We start from the raw sequence: 19,318 nt of genomic DNA, 5'->3' as shown, positions 1-19,318 counted from the left end.
TGGTAAAGCGCCCATACAAAAAGGGGCTATGCTGTGAAAATTTGATTTCACGCATAGCCCCCTATCGTCTAAGATCTATGGGCTGTTTCATATGTGATTGATTCCAACGCCGAATGTCTCATGCTCAAGTCCTTTGATCGGCGCCCCGATTGTTCCATAAAGCGAGACAGCGATCCAATCGCCTTCCGCTTCACTTTCATAAGGATTTCCCCTCAAAACGGCAAACCTCAAGCCAACCGTCCGAAGCAGCGATCCAAGCAGCATTTCACCTCTGGTCACGCCATGCAAAGCCTCCATCGTTGCATGATAAAGCGCATGTGACTCGCGATAACCGTCAGATTGAATGACACCGCTCTTTTTGGAAGCGGTTTCAATTGCGGCTACTACTTTATGCGCGTCCATTGATCCTACCTTGCCGAGACAGACTTTCCATCCATCTCGCTCCAGCTCCCCGACCTGTGTACGTTCTTCATCTTCATTAAGCAGCAGAAGAACAGACAGCCGGCCGATCCGGCGCTCTTTGTGCAGTGTCATATGAATCACTCAATTCCTAAAAATTCTGATAACTATTAACTGTGTATTATATTAATTGGTTCAGCAGCAGAAGTCAAAAGGTTTTTTACAGTCTTTAACAAGTTAGATTGCTATTGTGATAGCGTGGCGCAGATAACCGGACGGTTTTTTTCAGCACATTGCACACGATAGCCAGACAGGGGTGTGGGCGGTTGCTGTTTTCTCACGAGCCAGCCGAATGAGATCCTCAGCACGGCCAAGCCGGCTGACAAAGGTGTAGACGAGCAGTCAGGCATATCACTGACAATGAGGGTGAAAATGCAAAAAGAGGCGTAGTTGCCGGAGAAAATGGCTTTATCACAGTCGATGACTTCACAAGGCCGGACAAAGCGTTTATTACATACGCAAATGGAAAAACAGAGATGATGAAAGAAGGAGAAACGGCAAAAGGGTTGAATTATGAAGTAGAGAATATGCAAGCTACAGTCCTGCGCCAAGCAGGCAGCCAGACCATCCATCTCTCCCTGGATGTCATGAACATCATGGTCAATGTAAGAGAACAGTGGGGAACGTTTGAATATGAAAACATCGGGCCTTTATAACGGACCGGTGTTTCTTCATATCAATGTTTTTATACATATACATTTTAGGGATGAGTGAAGAAAAACATGAACATCCGTTTGTTGTATTTATGTTTCTTAATGTCATTTTGAATACAGAGATTTTTCTTGGGAACCTTCCATAAGTATAAATCGTACCTAAATTATAAAACTTTATACAAAGTAACAAAAAACTGCAGCTGAAAATTTTGCTGGAAGTGAAAAAGGCATTGCATAGTTCGTGGATCTTCTCACATTTAATATCTAGGTTAAGGTTGATCGTTAGAAAAACTTGTTTCGTTCAGTTGAAAAAGAGGAGGTGAGGGTTTATGTCAAGGAAATTACTTGGGAAAATAATGATGGTTCTTGGTGCAATTGCTATGGCAATAAATGTGATGTTTTTTAAATCGGGTGAGTATTATGATGTGGTTCGTGGAGTATCTTTTGTGATGTTTATACTGGGCATTATTTTGGTTCCTACTTACTCAAAATCCCAAAAAGACTAATATCGTCGTAAGAAACTAGCACTAAGAGGTATTTATGACCCCTGTGCTTTTTTCTTATTAATTGACATATTTTTAAATTATAGTTATTATTTGTTAGTAGAGTGCGAGGTATTCTTTAATGGATTTTTATGATTGATAGCGATTAAGGTAAAACTAAATTTATGCTTAAAGAGGCTGGAGACATGAAAATTACTATACCACCTATAAACCTAGGACGAATGATTTTCTTAAATAGAATTGAAAAGGGAATGACTCAAGATCAGCTTTCAAAATCTATTTGCTCTGTTCCCTATTTAAGCAAGTTGGAAAATAATAAGATTAACCCAAGTGAGGATATTCTCTATCACTTATTAAAAAGACTTGATATTGAAATTGAGAAGGTACAAAACGAGTACAAGGAACTGATCTGCGTTCTTGAACAGTGGTATGAGTCTATTATTATCAAAGATAACGATCTAATTGATTATTACAAAAAGAAAGCGAGAAATTATCAGAAGAAAAAACTGCCACCAGATCTTTCTAATTTTGTTCAGTTGTTAGAGATCAGATGTGCTTTATATGTCAAAGATATAGACATTGCTTCGAAATATATATTAAACCTACAAAAAGTTCAAAAAAATATGTCTGCTACAGTTTGGAACTATTTTACATATTTCAAAGGAATTTTTTATTGCATGAAGTCTAATTATTTTAGGGCGAAAAGCTTATTTTTAGAGGCCGAACAGGGATTTATATCAGAAAAAGCCGAACAAATTTCCGAGCTTTATTACCATCTGGCTTTTGTCAATAGCCAGCTCCATGATATCTCGATGGCTATTTATTATGCGGAAAATGCAAAGCACTTGTTTACCCAGCAATTAATATATAACCGTATTATTGAATGTGATTTAATTATAGGAATTAATCTGACAAGACAAGAACGACACATTGAGGCAAGAGAAAAATTTGAAACAATTATTAATATGTGCAAATTAAACAAATGTCATCATCTGTGTGCGAAAGGGTTACACAACTTAGCATACCTTGAATCACAAATTGGAAACAATCGAGATGCTATTAAACTTTATGAAGAAAGCCTTTTATTTAAAGAGGAGAATGAAAATTCCTATTTAAATACACTGCTCCATCTATCAGAGGAACATATGAAGCTTAATGAAAAAGAAAAAGCCTATAAAATTTATAATAAAGTTATTGCGTATTATTCTACATATAATCTTTCAAAAGAATACTACTATAAGGCAAAAGTAGAAAAACTAAAATTTGATGGAAAAATAAAAGAATTGATTCCACTCCTTGAAGAAGAAGTCATTCCCTATTTTGAAAAGGTAAATAATGTTATCTATTTGAGCGAAATTCTTTATGTTACAGCTGACATGTTTGAAAAAGAAAGAAAGTATAAAAAAAGCAGTGAATATTATCAAAAAGCTTATAGATTGTTGTCCTTGAAGAAAGGGGTGATATAAATGAGTTTTAAGAATAATTGTCTACAGGCTGTCTTAACTAGAGGTATATTCACAGGTGCAAAATTTCTAGTGTTAAATGAGATAATTAGTGACTATTCTAGGCTTTTGGTAGATCATCCAGATCCAAACTAATTGTTATGCCAATTTTAAAACATCTCATTGGTAAAGATTATTTAAACCAGTCTAATTATTTTATTTTGATTTAACCTTGCTTTAAAGTTAGAACAATATGTATGTCTTATATATTAGAATCAAGATAAAGGGAGGACTTTCATATTTGTTTGAATTTATCATTATTACTGCAACCTTTATTTTAACCATTGGAGCAGCAATAGTCCTTTATTTTAAGAAGGTAAACAATAATCCTTTTGTTGCGATAGACTATGCAAAAAAAAGGAGAGAGAAGAAGGATGTTTCTCTGATCATTACAAGAAATCAAACTGAGTTGGTCTCTATTAATCCTGACATTACCATGCCTTTAGCCAGTACAGTAAAAATAATAGTGGCAATCGAATTTGCGAGGCAGGCAAGTAAAAACATAATTGATGTAAATACCTCCATACCTAATGAACAGCTTCTTAAGTATTATCTAGAGGGAACTGATGGAGGAGCACACAAGCTATGGGTCAATAAGTTTAAGAATAAGCCTTCCTATACTCTTAAAGAGATTGCTATCGGTATGATAGCCTTCAGTTCAAATGCCAATACAGAGTTTCTTATGGACTATTTAGGTTTGAATACCATTAATAAAGTGCCAGAAACTTTAAATCTTAGTCACCATACAATGATATTTCCAATCGTATCTTCTTTGCATATACCTTCCTATATTAGCCAAAAAGAACAGATTAAAAAGAAAGATCAGTTATTAAAACGTTTGACCGAGATGCCTGAAAAAGAATACATAGATTATTCTCTTACCATTCATGAGCATCTTAAAAATAAGGAAAAGCATGAATATATGGAAAAAGTTTATCTTGAATATGAGTTTCAGAAAATCTGGTCTGAGCGCTTGCCGGCAGGATCAGCATCTGATTATCTAAAGGTAATGAGAATGATCAATTGTAGGGAACAATTCAATCAAGATATGCAAACTCATTTAGAAAAACTGCTAGGCTATGCTCTGTTTTCTAATGAAAACAATAGGAAATGGATAGAGAGAGGCGGCTTTAAAGGAGGTTCCACTTTATTTGTATTCACGTATGCTTCTTTTTCAACAGATAAGGATGGAAATCAGACAGAGCTTGTTTTCTTCTCTAATAATCTAAATGCATTTACAGCCAAACGATTACAGATTAATTTTAATCAATTTGTCCTTAACACTTTAAAAGACGAATCTTTTAGAAAAAAACTAGTAAACTAATATCCAAAAGCATAGTATATTTCTATCATGCCAGATTAAATAGAAAGTGGGGGTTTTAAAGACTTGATGTCGGAGAAACCCTCTTTTTTTAATTTCTGACGTTTAAGACACGATATTCGGTGTCTATTCCTAGCGATCAACCCATATATTGTGTGATTGAATTTTCCAAAAGGACTGCCGAGATTTTCTCGTAGCCTGAACATAATATGTTTCTATTATGCTTTATTCACAGTCAACTTTTTTAGAAAGCTGCTCGGAAATTCAGCAAAGAAAGGGTAAAATCATATGAGTTTTATCAATACCATATTTTCCTATTAATGATAGAATAAGATATATAATATATGAATGAAAGAAGGTAGCCGTTTGCCTTGAAAAAAGTTATGTTTCTTGTTCCTATACTGCTATCCGGTATACTTATATTCCACTTCATGATTGTTATCTTAAATGTCATGCCAATGAATCCAATCTCCAACAAATATAAGAAAGAAGTGAGTGAATATATGGAACCTATCTTCGTTCAAAACTGGCACCTGTTTGCTCCAGATCCGGTTTCACATAATGAAAGCATTCAAGTTAAGGTCGGATTTGAGGGAGATAGTAAAACTGATTGGATTGATATTACCACTCCCATGATTGAAGAAATGCATAAAAATTACTTTAGTCCCCTGAACAGAATGGCCCGGATTTCTACTGGGATTATTTCAGAACTCACTACAGAAGATGATTTAGTCATCGATTACCGAAAAAAGTTGGAAGAATCTGAGAGTGAGAAAGAAAAAATTAAGAAGTTAGATAAGCAACGAGACGAAAAGTTTCAGCAGAATGAAGCAATACTCTATCGCTTCGGTAGTTCATATGCAAAATACCTGTTTCCTGATAAAAGAATAGCTAACATTGAACTGCGAATTTTAAGGCAGAAGAACACGCCTTTTTCGAAGCGTGACAACAGAGTGGAAAATCCCTGGTATGTGGTAAAGCAATTTAAAGAAAAAGAAATTATTGAAAATGTAGTACCGATTTTATAAGGGAGTGAAGGAGTTGTCTGCCTTTCAGATAAAAGCATTGCCGGAAAGATTCTTTGATTTTTCAAGCAGAGAGAATTACTTAAAAGGGGCTAGTCTGCTAAGAATAGGATTTGGAATTGTAATTTTGTACAATTATGTGCTGCACTATTCCCAGCGTTATTTTTTATGGAGCAGCGAAGGTTTGCTTGGTTCGAACAGAGGAATTTATAGTCTCTATGCACTGAACGATTCACGAATATATTTTGATTTACTCTTCCATCTAGGGGCAATAATCGCTTTCCTATATACCATTGGTTTTATGGGAAGAATAATTGGAGTCTTTAATTACGTTTTTACGTATTCCCTTATTCAGTGTAGTCACTTTCTGTCAGATGGTGGAGATAACCTGATGTATTTATTTTTGTTTTATCTTCTTTTTGCAAACACTACTGCTTATTTTTCATTAGATGCAGCGAAGTTTAAAGCCAGTTATCTCAAGAAGAAGGATACGAATTTCTTTAAAATAAAAATGGTCTTTCACAATTTTGCAGTCCTTGCCTGTGTTATTCAAATTAGCATCTTGTATATGGCTTCGGGCTTATATCAAGTTATGGGGGAGATGTGGAACAGCGGGACAGCTATTTTTTATATCCTTCAAGTAGATCTCTTTTCCAATCCACAGTTACGTGAACTTTTCTTAAATAACGATTATCTTTTAGTGTTTACAGCGTATGCTGCTATTATGGTTAAATTAGCATTTCCATTTCTATTGTTCAACCCAAAAACCAAATACATTGCTGTTTTCTTGATGGTATCTTTCCATGCGGGTATAGGTATTGCCATGGGTCTGGTTACCTTTTCGCTAATCATGATCATAGCTGATCTCCTTATGATATCCGATCGAGAATATGTTCAATTCTACACGTTTATTAAGCAAAAGCACCATCGTTTACGTGTATTTCTGAGGTTTATCATGCGAAAAAAAATAGGAAAATCAACTACAGTCCAATCCTTTAAAATCACTGTTTTTTATGACGGGTGGTGTCCTTTTTGTATTAACAGTGTGAATCGTTTAAAACGAATGGATTACTTTGGTTTAATTGAATGCCTATCGTTCAGAGAAGAAGGGGTGAGAGACGAATATAAGTTGGATTTAAACAAACTTGAAAAACGAATGCATAGCAAAAGTTCGAAAAGTCCAGTAAAGGAAGGAATCTGTGCCTTTATTCAAATTGCAACAAGACTGTTACCACTGTGGCCAATTCTCCCAGCGCTTTATTTAGGTAAGATATTTGGTTTGGGGCAGCGAGTATATGATTATATTGCTTCTAATCGAAGTATTGTCCCAACTGGCAAATGTAATGATGATTGCTTTATCAACAATAAAAATCAAAAAATATAGGAGTGCTGCTCATAATGAAACAAAAAATATTAGGTGCTGCTCTAGGTGCTGCTTTAGTCGTTACCACTTTTTACAGTTCAACTTCTGCTTCTGCTACAGCAAACTCTATTAACAAAAAAGTTATTAATGAACAGAAAGAAGAAGTGAGACCTCAGGCAGTTGGCAAATGGGTGCTTGCAGGGGGAAAATTTATTGCAAAACAATTTACAAGCGCATGGGCTGCTGATCAGTGGGGCACTGCAAACTCTAAGAAAGAATATGACCTGAATAAAAATGAACTGGAAGTGCTGTTCGACCAATAATAAATCAGATAATCTGGAAGCGAATGCGTTTAGCTGACGCTTCTTTTTCTTCGGAGGAAACATGAGCAAATTTGTCAAACGTGTTCTGATTGCCATCAGCAGTATTCTTGTTGTTCTCCTTATACTAGCTGGATGTGCATTCTATTATTTTAAAGCCAGTGATGTTCAGTATATAGTAAATTTCATTAATGAAAATCCAGAAAAAGCGAGTTTTATTCTAGTTGAAAACGGAGAAGAAGTTATCAGCATCTCAGAGAATAATAGCATGCCATTAGCGAGTGTATATAAGATTATGATTGCTATAGAGTTCATTAAGCAGGTGGAAAAAGGAATAATCAATCCTAAGGAACAGATACCCTTAAAAAAATTAGACGATTATGTGCTCATTAAAAGAGAGAATGATAACCATAAAAAGTGGTTAAATAAAATTAAAACAATTAAAGGAGTACATGCAAAGACTATTCAGTTGGAAGAAATTGTGAGAAGTCTCTTTACCCATAGTTCAAACCCAAATACTGACTACCTGCTGGACAAACTTGGATTAGAAAACGTCAACAATACTATAACCGAAAACTATAAACCCCATGATAAACTCTATCCCATTGGTTTAAGCGAACTGACCCACCACTATATAAAGTGGAAGTATAGGGATTCCTCTTCTAAAGAAACAAGTGGCAGAATTACAAAACTTAATTATGAGGAGTATACCAATCTCGTAAACTCTATTCAAAAACTGAATGAGCAAGGTAAATATCCGGATTACAAAAATTATCAGCCTACATTAGATGAACAAGAAACTATGACGAGATACCTTCCTAAAGCAAGCGCAAAAGTATATTCAGAAGTATTGCGTCATATTAACGAAGATAAATTTAAATATAAAAAGGAACTTTTAAGACTATTAGCTATTAAAACAAACAAAGAAATGTACATCGGTGGAAAAGACGGAAGAACACTAAATATAATTAATAAAACAGTATTAGCTACAGATAAAGAAGGCAACACGACGGAGATTGTGTTTTTTACAAAAGATTTAGACTATGAGGAATATCAGAAGATCGAACATAATATTGATGAATTTATACAAAAGCTTTTAGACAAGGAACTGCATCTGAATGCCGAGTATTGAAAACTTAATAAAAATAAGGTTTAAACACCTATTGTTTTATGTGATATTCATCATATTTCTCAATACCCTATACCACTTTTTAATGGTAATATATTACTTAAAAGGGGGTGATTAAAGTGAAGTTGAACAAAAAAGCAATGGGCATCGTACTTGGAACTGCAATTCTTATATCGGCAGGCACATATTCGTCTGCTAATGCTGCTGCAAATAATACTGACTATCAAAAACAGATCGTGGTAGCAAACGAACAAGGAACTGTTGAGCCATATAGACTTAAGGCTTTATGGAAAGGTGTAAAAGCTGTTGGATCAGCTGCAAAAGCAGCTTATGATGCAGGAATTAGTGCAGCTGATAAAGTAGGAATGTGGTTAGTCGGAGGAACAGTGGAGCAAACAGACTCGTCTACTTCTGAAGAGATGGAAGTCATATTTGACCGCTAGGCAAGATAATAGCTCCTAGTGACTTTTAATTTTCTTTTCAAAAAGAGTTTAAATAGACGTCTCACATAATCGAATCCACGAAGATCAAATGTTAGAAACTGAAACAAACAAGAAAGTGGATATCAACCTCAAAAAAAATAATACAAAAAGAGGCAGGGGATATAATATTCCAGTCTCTTTTTGTATTGTGCTTTTTAAAAAGTCGGTGGCTCTGCTTATTTTGGTTAATCACCCTGATTTGTTACTGAAGCAGTTTTCGATGATTTTGCTATGTACAACTATTGACCAGTGGACAAAGTCAGAGGCATAAATGTAATAACCCGCTGTTTATCGTACCGATAAGTTAAAAGGTGTTCTTTCGGACTAATATAATTCATAAGTGTTCATCTAAACAGACGCGTACTTTTTATAAACTTTTTTCGATTAGGGATGGTTTTATCATAATCGACAACTTTAAAGATCGACAAAGCGCATTCATAACATCCGTACATGGAAAAACAGAGATGATGAAAGAAGGAGAAACGGCAAAAGGGTTGAATTATGAAGTAGAGAATATGCAAGCTACAGTCCTGCGCCAAGCAGGCAGCCAGACCATCCATCTCTCTCTGGATGTCATGAACATCATGGACAATGTAAGAGAACAGGGGGGAACGTTTGAATATGAAAACATCCGGCCTTTATAACGGACCCGGGCTTTTTCATAAGAAAAATGTAAGCGCTTAAAAATTTAATAAAAAAGAGAGGCGAACTGTTTAGATGTTGAACCGATTGTTCCGTGTATGTTTTCTTGCAGCCCTTATCATGGCCTTCACCCTGCCAAACTCCGCTTATGCAAAAAAGGGAGAAAAACCTGTATTTACAGAAGTCAGTGTACATGACCCTTCCGTCATTGAGACAAACGGCACCTTTTATGTTTTTGGATCTCATCTCGCTTCAGCAAAAACAAATGACCTCATGCAATGGCAACAGCTGACCACCAACGTTAGTAACAACAATCCTCTGATTCCGAATGTCTACGAAGAATTAAAAGATACCTTCGAATGGGCGCAATCCGATACCTTGTGGGCGGCTGACGTCACACAGCTGGCGGACGGCAAATACTACATGTACTACAACGCCTGCCGCGGTGACTCGCCAAGATCGGCCATGGGAGTGGCCGTCGCTGATCACATTGAAGGTCCATACAAAAACAAAGGCATCTTTTTGAAATCAGGCATGGAGGGCACAAGCAACGATGGAACACCGTATGACGCGACCCAACATCCAAATGCCGTAGACCCGCATACCTTCTTTGATAAAGACGGCAAGCTGTGGATGGTGTATGGATCATACTCTGGCGGCATTTTCATTCTAGAAATGAATCCGAAAACGGGCTTCCCGCTTCCTGGCCAGGGATACGGCAAAAAACTGCTCGGCGGCAACCACAGCAGAATTGAAGGCCCGTATGTTCTCTACAATCCAGAGACCAAGTACTACTACTTATACCTGTCTTATGGCGGTCTCGACGCAACAGGCGGCTACAACATCCGTGTGGTCCGCTCCAAAAAACCGGACGGCCCTTACTATGACGCAGAAGGCAACCCAATGATTGACGTCCGCGGCAAAGAAGGCACAATCTTCGACGACCGCTCCATCGAACCATACGGTGTCAAACTCATGGGCAGCTATTCGTTTGAGACAGAAAATGAAAAAGGAACAGGATACGTCTCACCAGGCCACAACTCGGCATACTATGACGAAAAAACCGGACGTTCCTATTTACTCTTCCACACCCGCTTCCCGGGCAGAGGTGAAGAACACCAGGTCAGAGTCCATCAAATGTTCATGAACAAAGACGGCTGGCCGGTAACAGCGCCATATCGCTACGCGGGTGAAACGCTGAAAGATGTAAAACAAAAAGACATCACAGGAACCTACAAACTCATCCAGCACGGAAAAGACATCTCAGCCGACATCAAAAAAACCATCAACATTCAGCTCAATAAAAACCACACCATTTCCGGGGAAATGGAAGGGACATGGAAGAAAACCGGTAAAAACACAGCCGAAATCACGTTAGATGGCAAGAAGTATAGCGGAGTGTTTTTACAGCAGTGGGATTCGGTGAGAGAGAAGAACGTAATGACGTTTAGTGTGTTGAATGGCAGCGGTGAGGCTGTTTGGGGAGTTAATAAATAAGCTATAAATTATTAATCAAAAGGCCTTTTGAAGGGCCTTTTGATTTTGTTTGAAAGCTCAAAAAGTTATTAGAAGAAGAAAAGAGTACTCTATAGAGTATATTAAGAGGTGAAAAATTGTATTATGATAATAATATGAATTATTTTGTATAAAACCCAATATTTAAAAGAGGTGTATATGAGTACAGAAACTCTTCAAAAATTTTTAGAGAAGGTTACAGCAAAAAAAATTTTAGATAATATAAACAGTGTTTTATCACGAGAAGATATTAAACAAAAGCAGTTGAGTATTAGAACTGGAAAAAGTGACAATGCGTTTAATAAAATGCTGAATGAAATGAAGAGCCCTAAATTAACAACAATTCTAAGGTATCTTGAGTCTGTAAATGAAATATTAAGAGAAAGAAAGAGAGAAGAAATTACATTGGAACAAATTATTGATGATGAGGCTTTAGAGATTATCAAAGTTACAAATAATATTGCAGATGCAGATTTAACTGTTTTTTTAAGTGACAATAAAGGTATTTTAAAAAGTACAATATATTATTTTGAATTATTAAAGAAGAAAAAAAAGATAAGCACTGAAGAAGAAAAGATATATAAAGAAATAAAAGAATTATAAGAGAGAAGAGGTATGTTAAGTGGCTTCTGAGAGGTTAGTATGGTTTATAACAAGGCCTGAAAGGGATCCCAAATTTCATCAAGATGCCATAGAAGCACTTTATGAGGCAACCGAGAAACTGTCATTAACATGGACAGGGAATCGTGAGGTTCATAAAAAGTTTGAACAAGTTCTTGCTGATAAAGGAGTAAAAAGACAAAATATAAGTGCTGACGGTTCTGGAGGAAGAACATGGATGGCGATGCTGAGAACTTTTGCTTATTGTTATTTAGATGATAACGGGAAAATTAGATTTACGAAATCAGGAAAAGCTATATTAGAAGATAGAGATGTTTACTTAAATATTAGGAAACAAATACTTACTCTTCAATATCCAAATGCATATTTTTTAGAAAAAGGCTTTAGACCAAAGTTTAGCGAGGATTTCCAATTACGCCCAGTTAGATTTCTGGTAAAAGTTGCAAATCATGGAGTTCTGAATTATTATCTAACAAAAGAAGAAATCACCTACTTTGTAATGACCGCTCAAAAAGATGATCAAGTAGAAGAAGTTATTGATAAAATTATCAGTTTCCGTGAAGCTGGCAAAGAAGAACAAGAAAAGATGAAACAATTAATAGCTGAAAAGTATGATCATAGAGAAAGGTCTGATAAAGGGGCACGTAATTTTTATACAGCACATTCAGATGTTGCACATACTTTTATGCTCATAAGTGAATATACAGGAATGGTCGAATATATTAGAGGGAAAGCGCTGATTGTTGAAAGTAGTAAAAGAGAGCAGCTTAATAAAGAGATGGATTTATTGGACATTAAATACCCTTTCAATAAACGTTATCTAATTTCTTTGCAAAGAATGGCTGAGAATAATGGACTTGATATACATAGCTATAAAGCGAGTGGTTTTAATGGTATAAAACCTGCTACAAATATTAAAAAAACAGAAAAAAAAGTACAATCAGTTCTCAAAGGTATACCAGAACCGAAATCATTAAGTAAGGAAGAACTGATAGGTGTTTTAAGTAAAGTATTTCCGCCGCGTGATTCAAAAAATATCGCTCATGATATTCTCTCGAAAGATGAATATAAAACGTTAAATATAGATTTTGTTGAAGGTTATATAAATGAAACAAATGATCTCTTATTTGAGGACAAGACAGGTGAGATCTTTAAAGCTCTTGGATTTAATGTAACAATGCATCCCAAAGCACTTAATAATGAAAGAACTGAAATTGATTTATTAATTAGTTATGATGATTTTTTTGGAATAATTGATGCAAAAAGATATAAAGGAAAGTTCGCTTTGAGCGCATCTTTTGCTTCTCATATGGCATCTGAATATATACCAAATTATAAAGGATATGATAAAAAAGATATGATGTTTTATGGTTATGTTACAGCAGCTGATGAATTTAGAGGTGTCAAGAATTTAGATAAGATCAATAAATTGACTGTAAGAAATCTTCAGGGATTTTCTATTAATGGTATTTTATTGAATGCGAGAACTTTACTAGGTTTACTTGATTTTTGTATAGAGAATGATTTGTCTCCAAAAGAAAGAGTAAAGATTTTTATGAAAGCGATAAAAAATAAAAGTTATTCTTCAATTGAACAGCTTCTAACAGAAATAAACCAGATTGATTAGGAGAGTGAATTAGTTGTGTACATTGAAATAGAGAAGTTTAAGCTATCAATAACTCCTGCATTTATCTCTATACTTACGGTTGCAGCAATTTTATTTTTAAAGTGAAAAAGAAGCAGAATCGTTTTGCGATTCTGCTTATACCATGTATGGAACTTGTTCTTCTTTTATTAGTTCTTCGTAAGTCCACTTGGGTTTGATTGAATCATATTCAATACCTGCAAATGTTTTTAAGATCGATTCACCTATAATTTTAGCTGCTCTAGGTGGTACAGCCATTCCAATTTGCTGTCTTACTTTTTCTTTCTTACCTTCAAAAACAAAGTGATCCGGAAAAGTTTGAAGGCGGGCACGTTCTCTATTGGTTAATGCTCTGGGCTCTTCCCAGTGGTAAACGTGTGTACCGCCGCCCCCGCTGCCAGTTACTGTGTAAGATGGTTCATCCGGATGAAGTCTTTTATAAATCTGGCTCATTCGGGCACCTTTAACTTTTAAACGCAATTCTTCGGGGATCCCTTCATACCAAGCATTTTTGCCGGGGGGGATATAGTTCAACATTTCAATCGTTTTAGGATTATGTTTTGTGCGTTCGTGGTTTTCTGTAAAATCAAGAATCGGAGGATTATGCAGAGCCTCTTTTGCAGAAACATATTTATCCGGTGTAGTTGGTGCAGGTACTTTAAATATTACATCCTGATCTTTTCTAATACCAACTATTATAATACGGTGCCTTTTTTGAGGAACACCATATTCTTCAAACTTATATAAGTGGGGTGTTAATTGATAACCCAGTCCGGCATCGGCAAGTTCTTTTAGTATTTGTATAAAGGCTTTTCCCTCATTTGCACTTTGCAGTCCGCCAACATTTTCAGCAACAAAAAACTTTGGGTTGTGGTAATTAAGCACTTTAACACCATAAGAATAAAGCGGACCATAATCACCGCTCATTCCTTTATGTTCCCCTACTATACTGTAATCATTACAAGGGAATCCAAAGGCTAAAGCATCTATCGGCGGGAGGCTTTCAATGTCAAGTTCCTGAACAGGACCTTCAATTACACTCGAGTCATCTATGTTCTGGCAAATATTTCGTCTATATGTTTTGCAAGCTGATTCATCATAATCATTAGACCATTCGTGTTTGATTTTATATTCATTACCAGAATCATCAACAATACACGCGCTTGTTAAACCTAAAGCAAGTCCTCCGGGTCCGCTAAAAAGCTCTCCTTTACGGAAGATCATATAAAAACCTCCATTAATTAATCTAAGTAATACATATTATAAACTATAACATATTTTTTTGCAGCAAGGGGAACGTTTGTTTTTACCTTTTATAAGATTTAAGTTTAATTAAACGGGGAAAAATGAATATTGAAAAGGTCGAAGGAGTGATTTAATGTCTGATACACATACAAAAGAACAAAGAAGAAAAAACATGCAAGCTATAAAATCAAAATCTAAATTAGAAGATAAAGCATTTGCTGAATTATGGAGAAGAGGAGTGCGTTTTAGAAGAAATGTAAAATCTCTATTGGGAAAACCTGATATTGCAATAAAAAAATATAAAATAGTGATCTTTATTGACTCTTGTTTTTGGCATGGTTGTGATATTCATGGAAATATGCCCAAGAGCAATAAAGAATATTGGGAGGCTAAACTAAAACGCAATAAGATCAGGGATAGTGAAGTAACGTTTTATTACAAGGAGAAAGGCTGGAATATCTTAAGGATATGGGAGCATGAATTCAAGAAAGATTTTAACATGGCAATAGATAAAATTGAAAAGTTTATAAAAGCAACAAAAGATGGATACTCTAAAAGATAATAAGAGGATTAGTCATCTAGGTTTTAAAATGGTTTTCTTAATTAATCCCCATCGAAGCTATATTTGCCCCCTCTCACTTTAGATTTATATAGATCCTAATTTTATCATTATTATTGACTATAGGTAACAGATATTTGTAAATGGCATCGCGAATCAAATGAGGACAATTGTACCTGATCTTATTGTCCTGTATAAGCAGGATTTTACTCGCGAGAAAGTCGAATGAAAAGGATAATAGATAAATATACTTATTTATATTCTCTGTAAGACAAACCTTTTTGCCTATTTATCCAATATGACCCATCATGTAATATGAAAATAGTCTGTATTGTAAAGAATTTACACAGTTTGATAGAAACATGAGGTGTTGCGGCATGCATAGTGAAATGTTGTTACATTCGGTCAAAGCCGATTTACATGAAAAACAGGAACAGATCCATCAGTTAAAACGAGTGCTGCACGAAATCAGGCAAATCAAACACGATTTTTCCGAGGTTCAGCATCTCATTCACCGGCCGCATCTTAACCGGGATGTATGGAGAGGAACACACGCTGAGCGGTTTGAAGATATTCGTGATGGAATGAACAAATCATATCATCAAATCAAAAGCCAACAGGTCAGCGGAATCATCGAAAGCATCGAAGGGAAAATCCATTCATTAGAGGGCGATGTATATTCCATAAGACGGCAAATCACGAGAATAGAGCATGAAATAGAGCAGGAAAAACATAAAAAGTGAGGTGAGCACAAATGGCACAGGAAATTAAAATGGTCTATGGCACAGTGAAGCAAGGGCTTTCTCAGCTCAAGAACTCAGCTGAACTCAAGTCCTCCGTACCCGGCCACCTTTCAGGCAGAAACCATTTAAACGTTGTGAAGTCCATCGAGCAATTAAATGAGGACATCAAAGAGCTCACTGAAGCATATGCATCCGTTCTGGCCAAGCATATCGCACAAACGGAAAGCGCGGTAAACGCCATGAAGGAAACGGACGAAAACATATCATCTTCCATGAAATAAAGTGCGGGAGGACAAGGGATTGAAAACATTAGATGTCCACGCTCTTCACGAGGGCATTCAGCATACGATTGAAAAACTGGACAAGCAAAAACAGCAGCTGGAGAAGCTGGAAAAAAGCGTTGAGCATCTGGCAGGCATGAAGGATGCGTTAAAAGGAAAAGGCGGAGATGCGATCCGAACCTTCTACGAGGAGTGCCACAAGCCCTTTCTCCTTTTCTTCGGCATGTTTATCGACGAATACAAAAAAGTGCTGAAACAAACGCAGCACGGCATTTCCTCTGTAGAATCCGACTCTCATGGCATGATTGCGGAGGCTTTTCTCTCACATGACGCAAGACACGGGATCAAGCATGCGCGAGAAGTGACAGAACAGCTCACAGACGCAGTCAATCGCCAGACATCAGCCATCGACCACATCGTCAGCCTGCCGACAGTCAATGACTCCTTTTTTCGGATGGAAACAGAACAGGCTGAAAGGCTGATCACGGACACTCTGCATAAGCTCTTTCAATTTGACGGCCAGCAAACCCAAGCGCTGGAAACAGCAAAATCAGATTTTCAAACAATGAAAAAATACATAGATCAGCTCGAAACGATGTACACCGGCCCGAAAATTGAAATTACAGGCTACAAAAGCGGCTCGATCTTGAAATCAAAGGAAGAAGAAAACATCAACCAAACCTTCGGCGCCATTAACCCGCAAATGAAGCAGGCGGATGATTCTCCGATGGAGATGATGTTGAAGAAGCTAGGAGAGAAAGAAGGCCCTGAAGTTGATTCGCTGGCTACCCATAATCGCGTAGAACAAATGATAAAGAGTCAAAAAGTCACCAAGAAAGTATATAGTGAAGAGGATATAAAAAAACTACAGAAAATTTATAAAACTATTGATGGAATAACTTACTGTGCCTACATAGATGGAAATATAATTGTCAAGATAGAGTGTGTTGATGAATCTCCAGAACCAGATGACAATGAAAGTGATATAGAGAGATACTTAGAAATGGGTTTGGAGTTATTTAGTGCAGACGATTGGGAACGAGCAGCATTAGGATATGACCCTCATACACATGAAAAACTCTCACTTCTAGATCGATTTAAAGCCGGTGTTAATATAACGCCGCCTGCTAAAGTTATCAAATGGATTCGACGGGGAAATAAACTAGCTAAAGTGTCTAAGAAAGCAGAGAAAGCCACTGATGAAGTTTCGAAAGTTGAGAAAAGGGAGAAAACTGAGAAGAAAATCTCTAAATCAGAAGAGAAAACCCCACAAAAATCTAATCAGAACCTGGACAAAGTTAAAGATTTTGACTTGAGTTTTGCGACTAATAAGCTCAAGAACGGAAAAATTTCTGCGGATGATTTAAAATCAATGATACCAAAGGATGTACCGAATAAATTTAAAGCAAGTGAAACTATAGAAAAAGGATATAAATACAATTTTGAAATTGAAGGTAAAAAAGTAGAAGTGAAGTGGCATTCCCCAGATTTAAATGCAAAAGAAAAGTTTCCAGATAGTAATTCAGGAAATATGTGGACTGCCCAAATAAAAGTAGGAAAAAAACTTCTTGGTCAAGATGGTAAACTCTATAAAAAACCAAGTAACATAACACACATTCCAGTTCAAGGAGAATAAAATATGGATATTTCTAAATTTAATGAACTACCCGATGCTTTATCTGTAGAAACATTAGAAGCGTTTTTTAATGAGGTTATTGATGCTTATGCAAATAAAAAGGATAATGTCAGTAATATTGAGTTTTCTGAAGCAATTTATCAACTTTCAGAAAGACAGTGGAATACATATAAGATATTAGACGAAAAAATTAAACACAAAGTAGATTTTATAATAAGCGATTTATTGGATCCAAATTCTTATGATCTAATGGATAATGCTACATCAATAATTGCTTATTTAGGCCTTCCAGAGAGTTACAAGGCATTGCAAGAAATGATAAAAGAAAATCTAAGTGATGATATTCAAGAGCTAATAGAGGAAACTATAGAGGAATTAGAAGGGAATATTGAAAATCCTTATTCTGGACTAGAATAAAGCTTATAAAGTAAACAAAGAGAATATGCATTCTAAAGAGCGAGATATCCAATAAATTTCAAATTTTGAGATATTAAAGAAGATAAAGAAAATTAATGGATCATTAAATAATTGAAAGGTTTAAAAAATGTATAGAGAATTGGATAATCTTTTATCTGCTGAAACAACTGAGGACTCATGGTACGATGATGGTTGTATAATTGCAAGTGATATATTGTCAGATTTTAGAGCAGATGATTGGGGAAAATTAAAAAACGAAGCACTTACTAAACCTTTGGAATGGCAAAAAAAACTGGCATACTGTATGGATAATAACGGAAGTTCGCATGAATTTTCAATATTACTATCACTACTTAGTATTGATAATGAAGAGCTATTTGAGGTATGCATAGATTCTCTAAGAAGCTTTGTGACTCCCGAGAGTAAACAAATGATATTGAGCGATCCATCCATACTACAGCGAATAAATGATAAATTGCCAAGAGCAAGTGCCCCGGTTAAGAAAATACATGAAGACTTCCTTGAGAAGGTTCATTCTTAATAATTTGTTATAGCATTGTTTATGCAACAATGCTTAAAAGCAAATGATAACTTTTTAAAGCTTATTCTCACACAGTTATGTGGAGTGGAATAAGCTTTTCCTATTGTAGAATAAGCTCCTAATTTTAAATATTACGTTAAAGAGGTGGAAAAGTATCAGATGAAATAAACCAGAATGGAAGAGATAGAAGGATGTATAAAGTTGGGATAATCAAGGGAAATGAATTTGAATGTAACTGCATTACGTTGTTTAGGCAGTTTAAGTTAATTTCTTCACAAGAAATTATAAATTATGCGGTTAATTATCTAGGGAATAATCTTAATATGAAAGGTGAGAATATCCTTGAATTGGCGTGGGAACAAACTGAAGCTAAAAGCAGATGTATTATAAGAACAAATAGTCTCTGACAGCCTTCTAATGACGGATGCAATCCGCGTTTACATTCATATGAAAAAAATATAAATAAATTATGCAATTTGTTTCAAGACTTTTTAGTAAAAGAAAAACAAACTATACTAAATGGATTACCGCTATAAACAAAAATATTACATAATTATTAATTCCCTTAGTCAAAAACCAAAAATGAAAGCGTTGACATCCTATAAACCTAGTGCTAAAGTATACCTACAAACAAATAAAGCGACCCGTCAGGATTGTTACTGCGAAAGCAGGCAAAACCTAAATGGTGCAGGTGCAGGAGGAGACTCTCGCAATCT

21 protein-coding genes are annotated in these 19,318 nt (G+C 35.8%); 19 read left to right on the top strand and 2 right to left on the bottom strand.

Translation table 11 applies throughout. The annotated features are described in order from the left end of the window. Positions 1-87: 87 nt before the first annotated feature. Positions 88-534, bottom strand: coding sequence for a hut operon transcriptional regulator HutP (hutP, locus tag ACY3LV_RS01945; protein WP_141113404.1), 447 nt, complete (start codon positions 532-534; stop codon positions 88-90). A gap of 401 nt (positions 535-935) precedes the next feature. Here hutP and ACY3LV_RS01940 point away from each other — a divergent pair, with 401 nt between their 5' ends. The 13 genes from ACY3LV_RS01940 (at position 936) to ACY3LV_RS01880 (ending at position 13,162) form a co-directional block, all read left to right on the top strand. Next, positions 936-1,115 carry a hypothetical protein gene (locus ACY3LV_RS01940; RefSeq protein WP_464863304.1) on the top strand — a complete coding sequence of 60 codons (180 nt, stop codon included), beginning with the start codon at positions 936-938 and terminating at the stop codon, positions 1,113-1,115. A 326-nt stretch (positions 1,116-1,441) separates the two neighbouring features. Then, the gene (locus ACY3LV_RS01935) at positions 1,442-1,618 is read left to right on the top strand and encodes a hypothetical protein (protein ID WP_187441525.1); all 177 of its coding nucleotides are present in this window, start codon (positions 1,442-1,444) and stop codon (positions 1,616-1,618) included. A gap of 182 nt (positions 1,619-1,800) precedes the next feature. Continuing rightward, positions 1,801-3,081, top strand: a complete 1,281-nt coding sequence (locus ACY3LV_RS01930; RefSeq protein ID WP_187441526.1) for a tetratricopeptide repeat protein — start codon at positions 1,801-1,803, stop codon at positions 3,079-3,081. Between the two features lie 277 nt (positions 3,082-3,358). Next, complete coding sequence (locus ACY3LV_RS01925) at positions 3,359-4,441, top strand: serine hydrolase (protein ID WP_187441527.1); 1,083 nt, start codon at positions 3,359-3,361, stop codon at positions 4,439-4,441. Positions 4,442-4,809: 368 nt separating this feature from the next. Beyond that, entirely contained in the window at positions 4,810-5,466 is a 657-nt protein-coding gene (locus tag ACY3LV_RS01920) for a DUF5819 family protein (protein WP_148963289.1), read from the top strand. Positions 5,467-5,479: 13 nt separating this feature from the next. Further along, positions 5,480-6,847 (top strand): DCC1-like thiol-disulfide oxidoreductase family protein, encoded by a 1,368-nt coding sequence (locus tag ACY3LV_RS01915; protein ID WP_333561735.1) that lies wholly within the window; start codon positions 5,480-5,482, stop codon positions 6,845-6,847. Between the two features lie 14 nt (positions 6,848-6,861). Next, a complete protein-coding gene (locus tag ACY3LV_RS01910; protein ID WP_148963291.1) occupies positions 6,862-7,149 on the top strand; it encodes a hypothetical protein in 288 nt (95 codons plus the stop codon). 61 nt (positions 7,150-7,210) lie between these two features. Then, entirely contained in the window at positions 7,211-8,278 is a 1,068-nt protein-coding gene (locus tag ACY3LV_RS01905) for a serine hydrolase (RefSeq protein ID WP_464863303.1), read from the top strand. Positions 8,279-8,394: 116 nt separating this feature from the next. Beyond that, a complete protein-coding gene (locus tag ACY3LV_RS01900; protein ID WP_333561733.1) occupies positions 8,395-8,718 on the top strand; it encodes a hypothetical protein in 324 nt (107 codons plus the stop codon). Between the two features lie 503 nt (positions 8,719-9,221). Continuing rightward, on the top strand, positions 9,222-9,401 hold the full coding sequence (locus ACY3LV_RS01895; protein ID WP_333561732.1) for a hypothetical protein: 180 nt from the start codon (positions 9,222-9,224) through the stop codon (positions 9,399-9,401). A 73-nt stretch (positions 9,402-9,474) separates the two neighbouring features. Next, complete coding sequence (locus tag ACY3LV_RS01890) at positions 9,475-10,896, top strand: glycoside hydrolase family 43 protein (RefSeq protein ID WP_464863301.1); 1,422 nt, start codon at positions 9,475-9,477, stop codon at positions 10,894-10,896. Between the two features lie 177 nt (positions 10,897-11,073). Continuing rightward, positions 11,074-11,517: a hypothetical protein gene (locus ACY3LV_RS01885; protein ID WP_464863299.1), complete on the top strand. Its 444-nt coding sequence runs from the start codon at positions 11,074-11,076 to the stop codon at positions 11,515-11,517. Between the two features lie 19 nt (positions 11,518-11,536). Further along, the gene (locus ACY3LV_RS01880; RefSeq protein ID WP_464863297.1) at positions 11,537-13,162 is read left to right on the top strand and encodes an AlwI family type II restriction endonuclease; all 1,626 of its coding nucleotides are present in this window, start codon (positions 11,537-11,539) and stop codon (positions 13,160-13,162) included. Positions 13,163-13,297: 135 nt separating this feature from the next. Here ACY3LV_RS01880 and ACY3LV_RS01875 read toward each other — a convergent pair whose 3' ends face one another. Next, positions 13,298-14,404 (bottom strand): DNA cytosine methyltransferase, encoded by a 1,107-nt coding sequence (locus ACY3LV_RS01875; protein WP_059335253.1) that lies wholly within the window; start codon positions 14,402-14,404, stop codon positions 13,298-13,300. A 154-nt stretch (positions 14,405-14,558) separates the two neighbouring features. Here ACY3LV_RS01875 and ACY3LV_RS01870 point away from each other — a divergent pair, with 154 nt between their 5' ends. From ACY3LV_RS01870 to ACY3LV_RS01845, 6 genes are all read left to right on the top strand, one after another. After that, positions 14,559-14,987 carry a very short patch repair endonuclease gene (locus ACY3LV_RS01870; RefSeq protein WP_464863296.1) on the top strand — a complete coding sequence of 143 codons (429 nt, stop codon included), beginning with the start codon at positions 14,559-14,561 and terminating at the stop codon, positions 14,985-14,987. A gap of 374 nt (positions 14,988-15,361) precedes the next feature. Further along, positions 15,362-15,727, top strand: coding sequence for a YwqH-like family protein (locus tag ACY3LV_RS01865; RefSeq protein ID WP_087991918.1), 366 nt, complete (start codon positions 15,362-15,364; stop codon positions 15,725-15,727). An 11-nt stretch (positions 15,728-15,738) separates the two neighbouring features. Beyond that, entirely contained in the window at positions 15,739-16,008 is a 270-nt protein-coding gene (locus ACY3LV_RS01860; protein WP_044160050.1) for a YwqI/YxiC family protein, read from the top strand. Between the two features lie 19 nt (positions 16,009-16,027). Then, positions 16,028-17,644, top strand: coding sequence for a T7SS effector LXG polymorphic toxin (locus ACY3LV_RS01855; RefSeq protein WP_464863295.1), 1,617 nt, complete (start codon positions 16,028-16,030; stop codon positions 17,642-17,644). Positions 17,645-17,647: 3 nt separating this feature from the next. Then, positions 17,648-18,061, top strand: coding sequence for a hypothetical protein (locus ACY3LV_RS01850; protein WP_394715481.1), 414 nt, complete (start codon positions 17,648-17,650; stop codon positions 18,059-18,061). A 127-nt stretch (positions 18,062-18,188) separates the two neighbouring features. Continuing rightward, positions 18,189-18,602, top strand: a complete 414-nt coding sequence (locus ACY3LV_RS01845; RefSeq protein ID WP_464863294.1) for a hypothetical protein — start codon at positions 18,189-18,191, stop codon at positions 18,600-18,602. Positions 18,603-19,318 lie beyond the last annotated feature (716 nt).

This window comes from Bacillus sp. 11C, assembly GCF_055486375.1.
This window is presented reverse-complemented; position numbering and strand designations above follow the sequence as displayed.